Origin of the sequence: Pseudomonas sp. NPDC086251 (assembly GCF_044746405.1) — a bacterium.
Classification (GTDB): domain Bacteria; phylum Pseudomonadota; class Gammaproteobacteria; order Pseudomonadales; family Pseudomonadaceae; genus Aquipseudomonas.
On record NZ_JBIVBY010000027.1, the window covers coordinates 43502 to 55874 of the forward strand.

Genomic DNA, 12373 nt, shown 5'->3' on the forward strand with positions numbered 1-12373 from the left:
CATGAGAGCTTTTACCCAGCATACCGGCCTTGTCGCGCCGTTGGACCGTGCCAACGTCGATACGGATCAGATCATTGCGAAGCAATTTTTGAAGTCGATCAAACGCACCGGTTTTGGTCCGAACCTGTTCGATGAATGGCGTTACCTGGATGTCGGGCAGCCGTATCAGGACAACTCCAGGCGGCCGTTGAACAAGAACTTCATCCTCAACGCCGAGCGTTATCAAGGCGCCAGCGTGCTGCTGGCCCGTGAGAACTTCGGTTGTGGATCGAGCCGCGAGCACGCGCCGTGGGCACTGGAAGAGTACGGTTTTCGCAGCATCATCGCGCCGAGCTATGCCGACATTTTCTACAACAACAGTTTCAAGAACGGCTTGCTGCCGATCATCTTGACCGACGCTGAAGTGGACGAACTGTTCCAGCAAGTCGAGGCCAATCCGGGTTACCAGTTGCAGATCGATCTGCAGGCCCAGACGGTGACTCGTCCGGACGGCAAGGTGTTGAGTTTTGAAATCGATGCGTTCCGCAAACATTGCTTGCTCAACGGTCTGGACGACATCGGCCTGACGTTGCAGGACGGTGACGCGATCGCAACGTTCGAAGACAGGCATCGAGCCAGCCAGCCGTGGTTGTTCCGTGACGGCTGTTGAGTTGATGTAAACCCTGGAGAATTGCGTATGACCGCGGCATCACCCGTCTTCCGGTGATGCCGCGCCTCACATTGAGCGCCTGCGGTTTATCCCGGCAGGTATTCATCCATGAACTGCTGGATCACCTCGGTGAAATTCTCATCCGCTGTGAACCCCAAATCCCGGGAGTAGGTGGCGCTGAAGGCGCCCGGCCACGAACCGACGATGCGCTCAATCGCGGGATTGCGCTCCATGCGAATGCGTCCGGCCACTTCGGCGCCTGCGGTCCGACGCAGGGCATCGATCATCTGTTCGACAGTAATGGACAAGCCCGGCATGTTGATCACACGGCCCTGGGTCAATTGCTCGCCGGAGAGCTCATGCCCATGGATCAGGTTTCGAATCGCCAGCGCTGGCGACATCAGCCAGAGTCGGGTGTCGAGGGGCACCGGGCATACGCTGTGTTGGCCGTTGAGCGGTTCGCGGATGATGCCGCTGGCGAAGCTCGACGCGGCCAGGTTGGGTTTGCCCGGACGTACCACAATGGTCGGCATGCGCAGGCTGCGGCCATCGACGAATTCGCGGCGGCTGTAGTCGGCGAGTAGCAAATCGTTCATGGCTTTTTGCGTGCCGTAGGAACTCTGCGGCGCCCAGACGTGATTATCTTCGACGCGCTCCGGCAACTGCCCGCCGAACACCGCGACGGAACTGGTCATTACCCATTTCGGGCAGGTGCCGAGCAGGCGAATGCGTTCAAGCAAGTTTTGCGTCGCGGTGAAGTTGATGCGCATGCCCAGTTCGAAGTCGCCTTCGGCCTGGCTGGACACCACTGCCGCCAAATGGAAGATGCTGTCAGTGGTGGCATCGATCAGGCTGGCCAGCACTTCAGGGTCAGCAATGTCGCCACACACCACCTTGACCCGAGAATCATCAATGCCCTCGAGCGCGACCCTGTCGAAGGCAACGATTTGCCTGATGGCCTGGGACTGGCCGGCGCGGTCGGTGAGCGAGCCACGCAGCAGCAGGGCTTCGATGAGGCGGCGGCCGAGGAAGCCGGCTGCGCCGGTCACGAGAATGTTCATGAGTTACTCCAAACGTCAGTGGTTGACGAGTTTTCCGGGAATTCTGAAGACCAGCAGGGCGCCGAGGAACAGCGCGCTTGCCATCACATACATGCCGATCGTGGTGCTGTGGGTCGTGTCTTTGAGGAAGCCCATCAAGTACGGCGAGGCAAAGCCCGCCAGGTTGCCCCACGAGTTGATCAAGGCAATGCCGGCCGCCGCTGCGGTGCCGCCGAGGAAGGCAGTCGGCAGGCTCCAGAACAGGGGCAGGGTGCTCATGGCTCCCATCGAGCCGAGGGTCAGGCCGATCATGGAAATGGTGAAGTTGTCGCTCCAGGTGGCGGAGATGAACAGGCCGATACCGCCAAGCACGGCGGTCAGCGCCAGGTGCCAGCGACGCTCGCGCAACCGGTCAGCGCTGCGCGAAACCAGGATCATGGTCAGCGCGGCGGCGGCATAAGGGATGGCGGTGAGCATTCCGACTTGCAACACATCGCTGACCCCGGCCTGGCGGATCAGCGTCGGCAGCCAGAAACCCACGGTGTAGAAACCGGCGATCATGCAGAAATAGATGGCCGTCAGCAGCCAGATGCGCGGCTGCAGGAACACCTCTTTGAGGCTGTGCTTTTGATGGCCAGCGGATTCAGCGTCGATGCGGGTCTGCAGCAGGTGTTTCTCTTCGCGGGTGAGCCAGCCGGCCTTGGAGATGCGGTCGCTGAGGCAAAAGATCACCAGAATCCCGACGGCAATCGACGGCAGCCCTTCGAGAAAAAACAGCCATTGCCAGCCGGCAAAACCATGGGTGCCGTTGAAGGCGCTCATGATCCAGCCGGAAATAGGCGCACCAATCAATCCGGACAGCGGCACGGCCGTGGCGAACAGCGCATACATCTTGCCGCGGCGATGGGTCGGGAACCAGTAAGACAGGTAGAGGATGACGCCCGGGTAGAACCCGGCTTCGGCGAGCCCCAGCAGGAAACGCATGATGTAGAAGGACATTGGCGTGCTGACCAGTGCCATGGCCGAGGAGATGATGCCCCAGCTGATCATGATGCGCGCGATCCACAGCCGCGCACCGACGCGATGCAGGATCAGGTTGCTGGGAATTTCCACGAGGAAGTAGGCGATGAAGAAGATCCCTGCGCCAAGCCCATAGACGGCTTCGGAAAATTGCAGATCGTCGGACATCTGCAGTTTGGCGAAACCCACGTTCACCCGATCCAGATAGGCGACGAGGTAGCACAGCAACAACAGCGGCAGGATTCGCCACGCGACTTTGCGATACGCCAAGTCCTCGAAGCGATCAGCGGGCACGGTGGTGCCGGTTTGAATCACTGATTCAGTCATGTGTTTCCCCCATCCTTATTTTTGTAGTGGGTGACTTTGTTTTTATCGGATTACATGAAGTGCCGGTTTTTTATCATAATACGTCATACGAATTCAAGCGCCGACACTCAAGCAGGACGGCGGGTCTAAAATGCAGTACCGTTCACCGATTTGAGCCCAGAGATGCCTATGCCCACGCCTGATAAATCTTCCTGTGCCGCCGATGCGCTGGCTGTCCTGAAGGATTCCGCCAAGGGCACGCTGTCCGATCAGGTCACTGCGGCCCTCAAGGCCTACATCGCCAATGGCGAAGTGCTGCCGGGCGCTCGCCTGCCCACGGAGCCCGTGCTCGCGGAACGTTTCGGGGTCAGCCGGACGGTCATCCGCGAGGCGATCTCGCGCCTGAAGTCAGCCGGGCTGGTCGAGGTTCGCCAAGGCAGCGGGACGGTGGTCAGCGAAGGCGCGCACATCAAGGCGTTCACGATTGATCTGGATGTCTGCGGGTCGATCGAGGCGGTACTGCGGGTGACCGAGTTACGCCGTGGCATCGAAGGGGAAGCGGCGGCACTGGCGGCGCAGCGCCATTCCCCCGCGCAACTGGAGGCCATCCACCAGGCGCTGAAGGCCATTGATGCCGCCGAGCAGGCCGGTCGCGATGGTGTCGAGGAAGACCTGGCGTTCCATCACTCGATTTCCAAGGCGACGGGCAATCCGCTGTACCCGTCACTGCACGAGTTCATCGCTCAATTCATCAAAGAGGCGATTCGCATCACGCGCTCCAACGAGGAACGCCGCCGCGACCTGGCCAAGACCGTGCGGGTCGAGCACTTTGCGGTGTACGCGGCCATCGCCGCCAGTGACCCTGACGGCGCGCGCCATGCCGCGCTCAATCACATCAACAACGCGGTTGAGCGGCTCAAGAGTGCCGATCCTTCGTTTTGGCAGAATCCGGGGGAGAGAACGTCACTGTAGGAGCGAGCTCGCTCGCGATGGTCTTCAGGGCGACGCGTGTATCCAGCCAGCGCGCGTTATCGTTAGCGTCCATCGCGAGCAAGCTCGCTCCTACAGGTTTGCCTTTGCAGCTACGCTGGTGAGACGGCACGAAACTCAACGGTAAGATGGCTCACTTCGTGGACAGGCTTCAAGCGTTCACGAATGCTGTCTGCACTCGTAGTGGACTGGCCCAGCACACTGACAATAGCCGCATGCGCTTCTGGCCCCACGCGCCAGACGTGTAAGTCTGTAATGGTCGCATCGCCAGGCTGCTCAACCCGTTCACGGATTTCCTGCGCAACATGATCATCAGTTTGATCCAGCAGCATGCCAGCAGTCGTTCTCATCAGACTCAACGCCCAGCGCGCGATCACAATGGCACCGACGATTCCCATCGCGGGATCCAGCCAGACCCACCCGAGATACCGCCCGGCGAGCAGGGCCGCAATGGCAAGAACAGATGTCAGGGCATCGGCGATCACATGAATGTAAGCCGACCTTAGATTGTTATCGTTGCCATGGCGGCTGTGGTCATGAGTGTGATCGTGTTCGTGTTCGTGTTCGTGTTCGTGAACATGTCCATGGCTATGTCCGTGCCCGAGCAACAGCGCACTGACGATATTGACGATCAGGCCAACGATGGCAATGAGCGTTGCTGTACCGAATTGAACCTCGGTAGGCTGGAGCAGGCGAATGACAGACTCTACGCCGATCCCCAAGGCCACCAGTGCGAGAATCAAGGCTGACGCGAAGCCACCCAGATCTCCGACCTTGCCGGTGCCGAAGCTGTATCGGGCGCTGGACGCGTTGCGCTTGGCATAGGCGTAAGCCGCAGCGGCGATGCCCAAGGCACCGGCGTGGGTGGCCATGTGGAAACCGTCGGCGAGAAGGGCCATGGAGCCGGTAATGTAACCGGCAGTAATTTCCCCGACCATCATCACGACGGTGAGCATGACCACCCAAAGGGTGCGTTTCGCATTCTCATCGTGTGCCGACCCGAGGAATACGTGCTCGTGTTTGTAGCTGATGTCGCTGTTCATTAGGTTCAGGCCTGCGTCATCATTTCGAATAGCGGCGTATCGCTTCAAGAAGCTCTTCGACGCCCTTGTTACGTTCCTCATCGCTGAGCGCTGGGTTAGCGACGTGCTCCCTGGCGTGCTCTTCGATGATTTCGTCCATCAACCCATTGATGGCTCCGCGGGTAGCGGCGACCAAATGCAGGGTTTTGGCACAGTCATGATCCGACTCCAAAGCCCTTTCAACAGCCTGGATTTGCCCGGCGATGCGTTTTACCCGTTTGAGTAGATCGTCTTTGTTTGCACTGATGTGAGCCATACCATACCCCCCTTACCTATACGAAAGGGTGGCATACCCCACCCCCCTATGCAAGGGCGCGATGCCAGCCTGACGCATCGACTGCGACTCGCTACCGCTACACCTCCGGAGCGTCTACCGCGTTCATCTTTTCGATGACCCACCGGATAAACGCCGATACCGCGAGCGGCAGGTGCCGGCGACTTGGATACAGCACGTTCATGCCGTAGCCGATGGGCTGGTAGTGAGGCAGCACCGGGACGAGCACGCCGGCTTGAACGTCGAGCCTGGCCATCACCGGCGGCAGCAGCGCGACGCCGAGTCCGGCCACGGCGGCTTTGCGCAAGGCCTGCGCAGTATTGCCGCTGAAGCGCCCGGTCACTTGCACCTCTTCCTCTCCCTTCGGGCCGTCCAAACGCCAGGTGGCGTGACCGCTGGGGTGCGCGAAGATCACACAATCGTGGTTCACCAGATCCTGCAACGTGCGAGGTAAACCGCGCGCGGCGAGGTAGGCGGGACTTGCCACCATTCCGACGCTGCGAGGGTCAAGGATCTGACGACCGACATAACCTGAATCGCGCAACGACCCGCCGCGAAAAGCCACATCGATCTGCTCGGCGATCAAGTCGGCCTTCGCATCGCTGAGCACGAAGTCGAGCCGCACGCGCGGATGCGCCGCTAGAAACTCGGTCACCCATTCCATCTGGAAAAAGTCGAAAAAGTCAGCCGGCGCCGCCACGCGCACCAGGCCACTGGGCTCGCCGCTGCCGGTCGTCAATTCTTGCCCCGCTTCGAACAGGCCGTCGACCGCGCCCGCGCAACGCTCATGAAAATCCTGGCCGGCACTGGTGAGCGTGAGCTTGCGCGTTGAGCGTTGCAGCAGCCGTGTGCCGAGCTGCGCTTCTAGCTGTTGGATGCGACGACTCACGGTATTGGGCGGCATGCCCAGCCGTCGCGCCGCCTCTGCGAAGCTACCGCTGCGCACCACCTGCACAAACATGGCAATGTCATTGAGGTCGAGCATGTGCGGATGATTCCTATCGTTGATGGACGAGTGCAATCCAATTCTATCGGCTAATCAAGCAATCGGCCCGGCCGTATTGTTCCCGCTATCGGGCCGTTAGGCTGCCACTCTCTTGTGAGTCATCGTCATGACTGTTCAGCAACAACCGCCAATCGGCGTCGTCCCAGGCGCTGCACGTGAAACCGCGCCTCACCGCGCCATCCGCTACCGCACCACAGGCAGCCGGCATGGCCCGATTGCCCGACTGATGAGTCCTTCGGATCTCGGCCACCTGATCAAGCCTTTCGTTTTTCTGGACCTGTTTGAAGGTGAGAGTTCATTCGTGGACGGTATGCCGATGCACCCGCACTCGGGGATCGCCACCGTCACGGTCATCACCGAAGGTAATTTGCGCTTCGAGGATGCTGAGTCGGGGTCAGGAATGATTGACTATGGGGGTGTTGAATGGATGCGGGCGGGCGGTGGCGTCTGGCACGGCAAGGAGATGTCGGCAGGCACATCGCCGCGCATTCAAGGTTTTCAACTGTGGGTTGCACTGCCGCCCGCGTTGGAAAACGCCAGTGTCGACAGCCAATACCTGGAGTCAAGCGTGATGCCTGCAGCGGGGCCGGCGCGGGTGATTCTTGGCGCGTACCAGGGTGTCCAAAGCCCGGTCCGCGCACCGGCTGGAATGAACTACTTGCTGGTCACGCTCCGCGTCGGGGAGTCCTGGACGTATGTGCCACCCAATGGGCATGAGTCATTGTGGTTGAGTGTCAGCCGCGGATCGCTGGGCGCACCAAGCTTGGTCAACGCGGGAGAAATGGTCATCTTCGAACCCGGTAGCGGCGCTGTTACGCTGACGGCAATGCACAAGGATGCGGTCTTCGTGATCGGTTCCGCTGAGCCGCATCCCTATGATCTCGCGCTGGGAAGTTACTCCGTGCACACCAACCCGCACGCCTTGCGCGCCGGAGAAGAAAAAATCGCAGAGATTGGCGTTAGGTTGCGCGAGTACCTGCAAAAGCCAGACAAGTCGGGTACCGTGCCCGTTTTCAGGTAACTCAGCGGCGGGCCAAACCGGGCTCGAGACAAAGGAGAGGTAAAGAATGGATTCATTTAGCGTTCGCGAGCTGAAAAGGACTGACGCTGAAGCGTTGCTGGCATTCGAAATTCACAACCGTGAATGGTTTGAAACGCATATCGATGCGCGTGACCCTGCTTTCTATTCGTTGCAGGGTGTCGCCGATCACATTGAAGGCTACTTGGCCGACTTTGCCATCGGTGCCTGGCACCCGTTTGTGATCGAAGATGCCAGTCAAACAATAGTGGGTCGAGCCAACCTGAAAAGCATCGACGTGTCCGAGCGGTCGGCAGAAGTCGGCTATCGGATAGCGCAAAGCGTTTGCGGTCAGGGACTGGCAACGCTGGCGCTGAAGCATCTGATCCAGCAGGCACAGGTGCGTTGGGACCTGACGCGATTGGTGGCTTATGTCTACGAGGAAAATGTGGGCTCAAGGAGAGTGCTTGATCGCTGCGGATTCTTGCCTGAACAACCCTCTTGCAGCGACCGGACCGGGGACGAACGCCGGTTTGTGCTGACGATTTAGATAAGGATGCCGAGCGCGGTTGTCACCAACGGACTATTCCCGAAAAAGTCGTCTCTACCGGCCCGGTGAGAAAGGCCGGTCCTGCGCCATCCCATTGCACCGTGACAGTCCCGCCATCGCATTCAACCTCAACGGAACTGTCTAACAAACCACGACGAATGCCGTTTACGGCGGCGCCACACGAGCAGGAACCTGAACCCAGCGGGATACCGCCCCCGCGCTCCCAAATACGCAACCGAATGTGCTTGCGATCAATGATCTGAACGAAATGCACGTTGGTTTTGCGAGGGAACAGAGGGTTGGTTTCAATGGTCGGCCCGATGGACGCGATATCAATGGCGGATAGATCGTCCACAAAATAGGTGCAGTGCGGATTGCCCATGCTGCAAGCGGTTGGGCTGCCAATCAGTGGCAGCACAGCCGTCTCCATTTCCCGAGACAGGGGAATATCCGACCAGCCAAAAAGTGGCTTACCCATGTTGACCGAAATGGCGCCGCTGAAGGTTCGCTCGCAGGTGAGTAGACCTCGATTGGTTCGCAGCGTTATCGATGTCGTATTTGATTCGCGCATCAACCTGTCCGCGGCACCGCGCGTTGCACTGCCACACGCGTCCAGCGTGGAGCCGTCGGCATTCCAGAACATCAAGCGCGCATCGGCATCATCGCAATCGAGCACCACCGCGAGTTGATTGAACCCGACTCCCCGGTTCCGATCGCCCATTCGCCGAGCCATATCGCTGGTGATGGGGTTGGGCGCGTTTCGCGAGTCGACGATAACGAAGTCATCGCCATTGGCGTGCATTTTATGAAAACTCAACGGCATGACTGACTCCTTGTGCTTGGCAGACGCTTACATTAGTCGGGTTTAACCTCGTGTAGGAAGCGTGCCTTTACTTTTTAAACATCGCTTGAGAGTGCTTGTTTAAACGCCTTCAAGTTTACTTCCTGAAAGCTACAAAACCTTGCGCCGTTGCCTACGGGTACGCCAGAATCCGCCGGCTTGTGCGCCTTGGGGGGCGTCGGTAACTTGGGTCCTGTCACTGCCCATCAGTGATCGGGTTTAGTAGCCCGACTAAGTTGAAGCGGTCGCACGAGCATCATCAGTCAGGTATTCGCCTGAACTTTATGGCAGCTGTGCGCTTGGCGTCCTCGGACGCGCCGGATTTTGCTTCTCCTTGCCGGTCTACTAACTTGCGCACAGCTGCCACCCTCCGTTTAGTAGCGAGATGGTTGCAGCCCTCCGACAGAAGGGAAGTATCCATGAAAAAACCAACGCCGAACCCGCCGGAAACCGACCCGGTTTCCCCGTACAAACCCGATTCCAAAAAACTCAACGATGCCGCCGAACGTGCCCTCGATTTTCACTTCTCAATCGCCGACATCAAAGCCACGCCGCGTACACCCCGAAAGGGTTTTTCCGTCGACCCGGAGCGCGATACCGAATCCCTGGTTGTTTATTTGGTCGAGACACTGGCCGCGGTCGATGTGATGGTCCATCAGTTAGTGGATCGTCTGGACAGTGAGTCGCGTTATGCGCTGCTGGGCATTTCCAACAGCGTCATGCTGGCGGAGATCACGGCCAATCGAGTGCTGGATCAAATTGATCCGCCGGCGTAAGGGCGGTCTGTTGTGAGGTAGAAACGGGGCATGTGTATCGCTGTGTATCCGCAGCCACTATTTGGAGACTGGCTTACAAATGCCCCTCGATCCGGATACATCCGGGATACACGGTTGCAGTCAAATAGCCCTGCCTTAGCGAGAAAGCAAACGCGCCTCGCACCACGGCTTACCGCCCTTGTGGCTTTGACCCTGGCGGCCTGGCCTCACACTATATCCGGAGTAATTACCATGTCCCGTATGTCGAACAAATCCCGCATTGGCCTGATCGCAGTTGCACTGGCCGGCAGCCTGAACCTTGCCTCAAGCGCCTTTGCCGCTGAAGCATTGCCGCAAGGCTACCAACTCGCCTCGACGGAAAAAACCGGCGAAGGCAAGTGTGGCGAAGGCAAGTGCGGTGCCAGCGAAACCGGCGCCAAAGCCACCAAGACCAGCGAAGGCAAATGCGGTGAAGGCAAGTGCGGCGACGCGTCCTTCGCCCGTACCGACACCGACCATGATGGCCGCGTATCGCTGAAAGAACTGCTGACCGTGGCCCCGCAGGGTGGTGAGGAATTCAAGGCGATGGACACCAACAACGACGGTTTCCTCTCCGAAGGCGAGGTCTACAAGTTCCGCACCAACCAATACACCTCCAACGGCAAGAAAGTACCGACCGAGCTGTTCACCAAATTGAGCCAAGCCAAGAGCTGATGGTTAGGCACGGCTCAAACCTCCCCGGGTTCGCGCTCGGGGAGGTTTTTTTATGGGTGAAGCGGGCGAGGAAAGCCACGCCTTAGCGGCAGGGCGATGTTTGATGGTGTGATTGAGGATGCCTTCGCGGGCAAGCCTCGCTCCTACAAGTCATGGTCGTTCGGATTTTTGTGATCAACACATAACCTGTAGGAGCGAGGCTTGCCCGCGAAAGCCGTTACGCGGTACCACGCCGCGTAACGCCTCAGCACCGCATCGCGTCAGGAACCCTGCGGGGGTTCTCCGCGTGCCAGTCGCGCATTGATGTCGTCGATGACGGCCGCCAACTTGACGATGATGTGGATCAAATAGCGGGCGCGAGCCGGCGTTCAGCCCTTGGCGCGGTGACGCAGGCGTGAGTAAGAAATCAGCATGCTGGTCAGTTCTTGTGTGACTCTGCTGAACGCTGGCACTCGACGGCTGATCAAGCACACCTCACACGATTCCAACGGCTCCCGAATCGAAATGCTCATAAGCGACGAAGAAAATAACTTCATGCTGGGAAGCAAGCAGGGCTCAATGGTCAGGTAATCCGTCTCGGAGATGATGTGAAGGATTTCCAGCAGCGACTCGGTAGTGATCGCGATTTTCGGCGGTGGCAAGCCTTGGGCTTTGAACAATTCGTTCAGCTGGTTCTCCGCGCTACCGACCATCCCAGCGGGTCGGACGCTGATCCACTGGCAATCGGCCAAGTCGCGCACTGAGCGAGCCTCTGCCTGAGGATGTCCCTTGCGTGCAATAACACTGGCTTTCGAGCTGTACAGCCGCTCAATGTGCAGGTCGATATCGCAGACTGTTGGACTCAAGGGGCACATCACGAAGTCGAGCCGACCTGTTCGAATCATCTCGATCAGCATTTTCGTTTTTCCACTGGCGACGTGCAGCTGCACGTTTGGAAATCGGCTGGTAAAACTGCTGAAGACCGGCATCAAACACGCCGCCAATGATTCTGCTGTGACACCCAATGAGACTCGACCCTCAGGCACACCATTCCATTGGCGGACGTCTTGTACCGCGCAATCGCAATCCAGAATGATCGAGCGTGCCCGCGTCAGGAAAACCTTACCGGCCAGGGTCAGGCTGATGCCTTGATTGGAACGCACCAACAAGGTAACCCCGAGTTCTCTTTCCAGGCCTTGAATCGACTCTGTCAGCGTACTTTGCGCAGTGTCCAGTGTGCGTGCCGCCGCACGAAAGCTGCCCATGTCGACCACTGAACAGAAGGCTCGCAGCTGGATCAGCTTCATGAAGCACAGCCTCCAGGGGCGTGGTCGGTAGAGGAAAAACATTTCTCGGCGCTTGCGGTGTTCATGGCTGAATTTTCAAGGGGAAGGGCGTTGAAGGAGGATATAAATCGCAAGCGATCAAATCGTACGTGATTAGTGAATGGTCAATTAAACTCCCGGCGATGTCAAAGCTGGGGTGACTGGTTGGCGACGAGCGGTTGCGCAAGATGAAAAGGGATTGGCAGCGGATGGCGGGCGGAAAAGCCGAAGATGATCGGTTTTTCCGTTCTATTCGGCGCCTTGATTGCGCCTATAAAATCAGTCTCGTCAGATAGTTACGTGCTTTAGTTCTATTTGAGTGTCATCAAAACAATTAGGAATCACTGATGAGCAAAATCGAAAAAATCCTGGCAACCGGTCAATCGCATACCACTTTGAGCAGTTCCGGCACTACGTCGCGCGGGCACGACGGCAAACTCGACATTGCACTGTCGACGCCCGGTGCCGCGCAGCCGGCGCATGTATTCGCAGCGACCCAACCGCACCCCACCGCCGAGCAGTTGTTTGCCGGGGCGTGGTCAGCTTGCTACATCGCAGCCCTTGGCCTTGCGGCCAAAGCGTTGAAGGTGACGATTCCAGCCGATGTATCCGTCGACATCGAGATCGACCTGGGTCAAAGCGACAGCGGTTACCTGCTTCAGGCGGGGTTCAATGTGCATTTGCCAGGTCTTTCTCATGAGGTGGCTTCGGCTATCGCACATGCAGCGGATCAGATGTGCCCGTACTCGAAGGCAACGCGCGGCAACATCGACGTTTACTTTAATGTCCAGACGTCATGACTGGACGAGTTGCTTAATTACCAA

At 58.5% G+C, this 12373-nt stretch carries 14 protein-coding genes and 1 pseudogene; 7 read left to right on the forward strand and 8 right to left on the reverse strand.

The features are described 5' to 3' along the window. Nucleotide 1: 1 nt before the first annotated feature. On the forward strand, nt 2-649 hold the full coding sequence (leuD, locus tag ACIPL2_RS26205) for a 3-isopropylmalate dehydratase small subunit (protein ID WP_401361236.1): 648 nt from the start codon (nt 2-4) through the stop codon (nt 647-649). Between the two features lie 86 nt (nt 650-735). On the opposite strand, the gene denD is transcribed toward leuD, so the two are convergent. Both denD and ACIPL2_RS26215 read right to left on the reverse strand, forming a co-directional pair. Next, on the reverse strand, nt 736-1710 hold the full coding sequence (gene denD, locus ACIPL2_RS26210) for a D-erythronate dehydrogenase (RefSeq protein ID WP_401361238.1): 975 nt from the start codon (nt 1708-1710) through the stop codon (nt 736-738). Between the two features lie 15 nt (nt 1711-1725). Further along, a complete protein-coding gene (locus ACIPL2_RS26215; protein ID WP_401361240.1) occupies nt 1726-3036 on the reverse strand; it encodes an MFS transporter in 1311 nt (436 codons plus the stop codon). A gap of 162 nt (nt 3037-3198) precedes the next feature. Between ACIPL2_RS26215 and ACIPL2_RS26220 the strand changes: the two genes are divergently transcribed. Beyond that, entirely contained in the window at nt 3199-3987 is a 789-nt protein-coding gene (locus ACIPL2_RS26220) for a FadR/GntR family transcriptional regulator (protein WP_401361242.1), read from the forward strand. A 110-nt stretch (nt 3988-4097) separates the two neighbouring features. Here ACIPL2_RS26220 and dmeF read toward each other — a convergent pair whose 3' ends face one another. The 3 genes from dmeF to ACIPL2_RS26235 all read right to left on the reverse strand — a co-directional run bounded on the left by dmeF (nt 4098) and on the right by ACIPL2_RS26235 (nt 6346). Further along, nucleotides 4098-5048: a CDF family Co(II)/Ni(II) efflux transporter DmeF gene (gene dmeF / locus ACIPL2_RS26225; RefSeq protein ID WP_401361244.1), complete on the reverse strand. Its 951-nt coding sequence runs from the start codon at nt 5046-5048 to the stop codon at nt 4098-4100. Between the two features lie 19 nt (nt 5049-5067). Further along, the gene (locus tag ACIPL2_RS26230) at nt 5068-5343 is read right to left on the reverse strand and encodes a metal/formaldehyde-sensitive transcriptional repressor (protein ID WP_401361246.1); all 276 of its coding nucleotides are present in this window, start codon (nt 5341-5343) and stop codon (nt 5068-5070) included. 97 nt (nt 5344-5440) lie between these two features. Beyond that, nucleotides 5441-6346, reverse strand: a complete 906-nt coding sequence (locus ACIPL2_RS26235; RefSeq protein WP_401361248.1) for a LysR family transcriptional regulator — start codon at nt 6344-6346, stop codon at nt 5441-5443. A gap of 127 nt (nt 6347-6473) precedes the next feature. Between ACIPL2_RS26235 and ACIPL2_RS26240 the strand changes: the two genes are divergently transcribed. Both ACIPL2_RS26240 and ACIPL2_RS26245 read left to right on the forward strand, forming a co-directional pair. Then, nucleotides 6474-7388, forward strand: a complete 915-nt coding sequence (locus tag ACIPL2_RS26240) for a pirin family protein (RefSeq protein ID WP_401361250.1) — start codon at nt 6474-6476, stop codon at nt 7386-7388. Between the two features lie 46 nt (nt 7389-7434). Continuing rightward, nucleotides 7435-7935 (forward strand): GNAT family N-acetyltransferase, encoded by a 501-nt coding sequence (locus tag ACIPL2_RS26245; RefSeq protein WP_401361252.1) that lies wholly within the window; start codon nt 7435-7437, stop codon nt 7933-7935. Between the two features lie 22 nt (nt 7936-7957). Here ACIPL2_RS26245 and dapF read toward each other — a convergent pair whose 3' ends face one another. Next, on the reverse strand, nt 7958-8758 hold the full coding sequence (gene dapF, locus ACIPL2_RS26250) for a diaminopimelate epimerase (protein WP_401361254.1): 801 nt from the start codon (nt 8756-8758) through the stop codon (nt 7958-7960). Between the two features lie 437 nt (nt 8759-9195). Here dapF and ACIPL2_RS26255 point away from each other — a divergent pair, with 437 nt between their 5' ends. Both ACIPL2_RS26255 and ACIPL2_RS26260 read left to right on the forward strand, forming a co-directional pair. Next, nucleotides 9196-9552 carry a DUF6124 family protein gene (locus ACIPL2_RS26255; RefSeq protein WP_401361256.1) on the forward strand — a complete coding sequence of 119 codons (357 nt, stop codon included), beginning with the start codon at nt 9196-9198 and terminating at the stop codon, nt 9550-9552. Nucleotides 9553-9783: 231 nt separating this feature from the next. Continuing rightward, nucleotides 9784-10245, forward strand: a complete 462-nt coding sequence (locus tag ACIPL2_RS26260) for a hypothetical protein (protein ID WP_401361258.1) — start codon at nt 9784-9786, stop codon at nt 10243-10245. Nucleotides 10246-10505: 260 nt separating this feature from the next. On the opposite strand, the pseudogene ACIPL2_RS26265 reads toward ACIPL2_RS26260, so the two are convergent. Next, a pseudogene (locus tag ACIPL2_RS26265) lies at nt 10506-10607 on the reverse strand (phosphonoacetaldehyde hydrolase); the annotation flags it as partial. 6 nt (nt 10608-10613) lie between these two features. Then, complete coding sequence (locus ACIPL2_RS26270; protein ID WP_401361260.1) at nt 10614-11531, reverse strand: LysR substrate-binding domain-containing protein; 918 nt, start codon at nt 11529-11531, stop codon at nt 10614-10616. Nucleotides 11532-11896: 365 nt separating this feature from the next. On the opposite strand from ACIPL2_RS26270, the gene ACIPL2_RS26275 reads away from it, so the two are divergent. Then, the gene (locus tag ACIPL2_RS26275; protein ID WP_401361262.1) at nt 11897-12349 is read left to right on the forward strand and encodes an Ohr family peroxiredoxin; all 453 of its coding nucleotides are present in this window, start codon (nt 11897-11899) and stop codon (nt 12347-12349) included. The last annotated feature ends 24 nt before the right edge of the window (nt 12350-12373 follow it).

Bases quoted from the DNA above. Each gene is read 5' to 3' on its own strand.
- leuD (WP_401361236.1), top strand. From the start codon at position 2: ATGAGAGCTTTTACCCAGCATACCGGCCTTGTCGCGCCGTTGGACCGT.
- denD (WP_401361238.1), bottom strand. From the start codon at position 1,710: ATGAACATTCTCGTGACCGGCGCAGCCGGCTTCCTCGGCCGCCGCCTC.
- ACIPL2_RS26215 (WP_401361240.1), bottom strand. From the start codon at position 3,036: ATGACTGAATCAGTGATTCAAACCGGCACCACCGTGCCCGCTGATCGC.
- ACIPL2_RS26220 (WP_401361242.1), top strand. From the start codon at position 3,199: ATGCCTATGCCCACGCCTGATAAATCTTCCTGTGCCGCCGATGCGCTG.
- dmeF (WP_401361244.1), bottom strand. From the start codon at position 5,048: ATGAACAGCGACATCAGCTACAAACACGAGCACGTATTCCTCGGGTCG.
- ACIPL2_RS26230 (WP_401361246.1), bottom strand. From the start codon at position 5,343: ATGGCTCACATCAGTGCAAACAAAGACGATCTACTCAAACGGGTAAAA.
- ACIPL2_RS26235 (WP_401361248.1), bottom strand. From the start codon at position 6,346: ATGCTCGACCTCAATGACATTGCCATGTTTGTGCAGGTGGTGCGCAGC.
- ACIPL2_RS26240 (WP_401361250.1), top strand. From the start codon at position 6,474: ATGACTGTTCAGCAACAACCGCCAATCGGCGTCGTCCCAGGCGCTGCA.
- ACIPL2_RS26245 (WP_401361252.1), top strand. From the start codon at position 7,435: ATGGATTCATTTAGCGTTCGCGAGCTGAAAAGGACTGACGCTGAAGCG.
- dapF (WP_401361254.1), bottom strand. From the start codon at position 8,758: ATGCCGTTGAGTTTTCATAAAATGCACGCCAATGGCGATGACTTCGTT.
- ACIPL2_RS26255 (WP_401361256.1), top strand. From the start codon at position 9,196: ATGAAAAAACCAACGCCGAACCCGCCGGAAACCGACCCGGTTTCCCCG.
- ACIPL2_RS26260 (WP_401361258.1), top strand. From the start codon at position 9,784: ATGTCCCGTATGTCGAACAAATCCCGCATTGGCCTGATCGCAGTTGCA.
- ACIPL2_RS26270 (WP_401361260.1), bottom strand. From the start codon at position 11,531: ATGAAGCTGATCCAGCTGCGAGCCTTCTGTTCAGTGGTCGACATGGGC.
- ACIPL2_RS26275 (WP_401361262.1), top strand. From the start codon at position 11,897: ATGAGCAAAATCGAAAAAATCCTGGCAACCGGTCAATCGCATACCACT.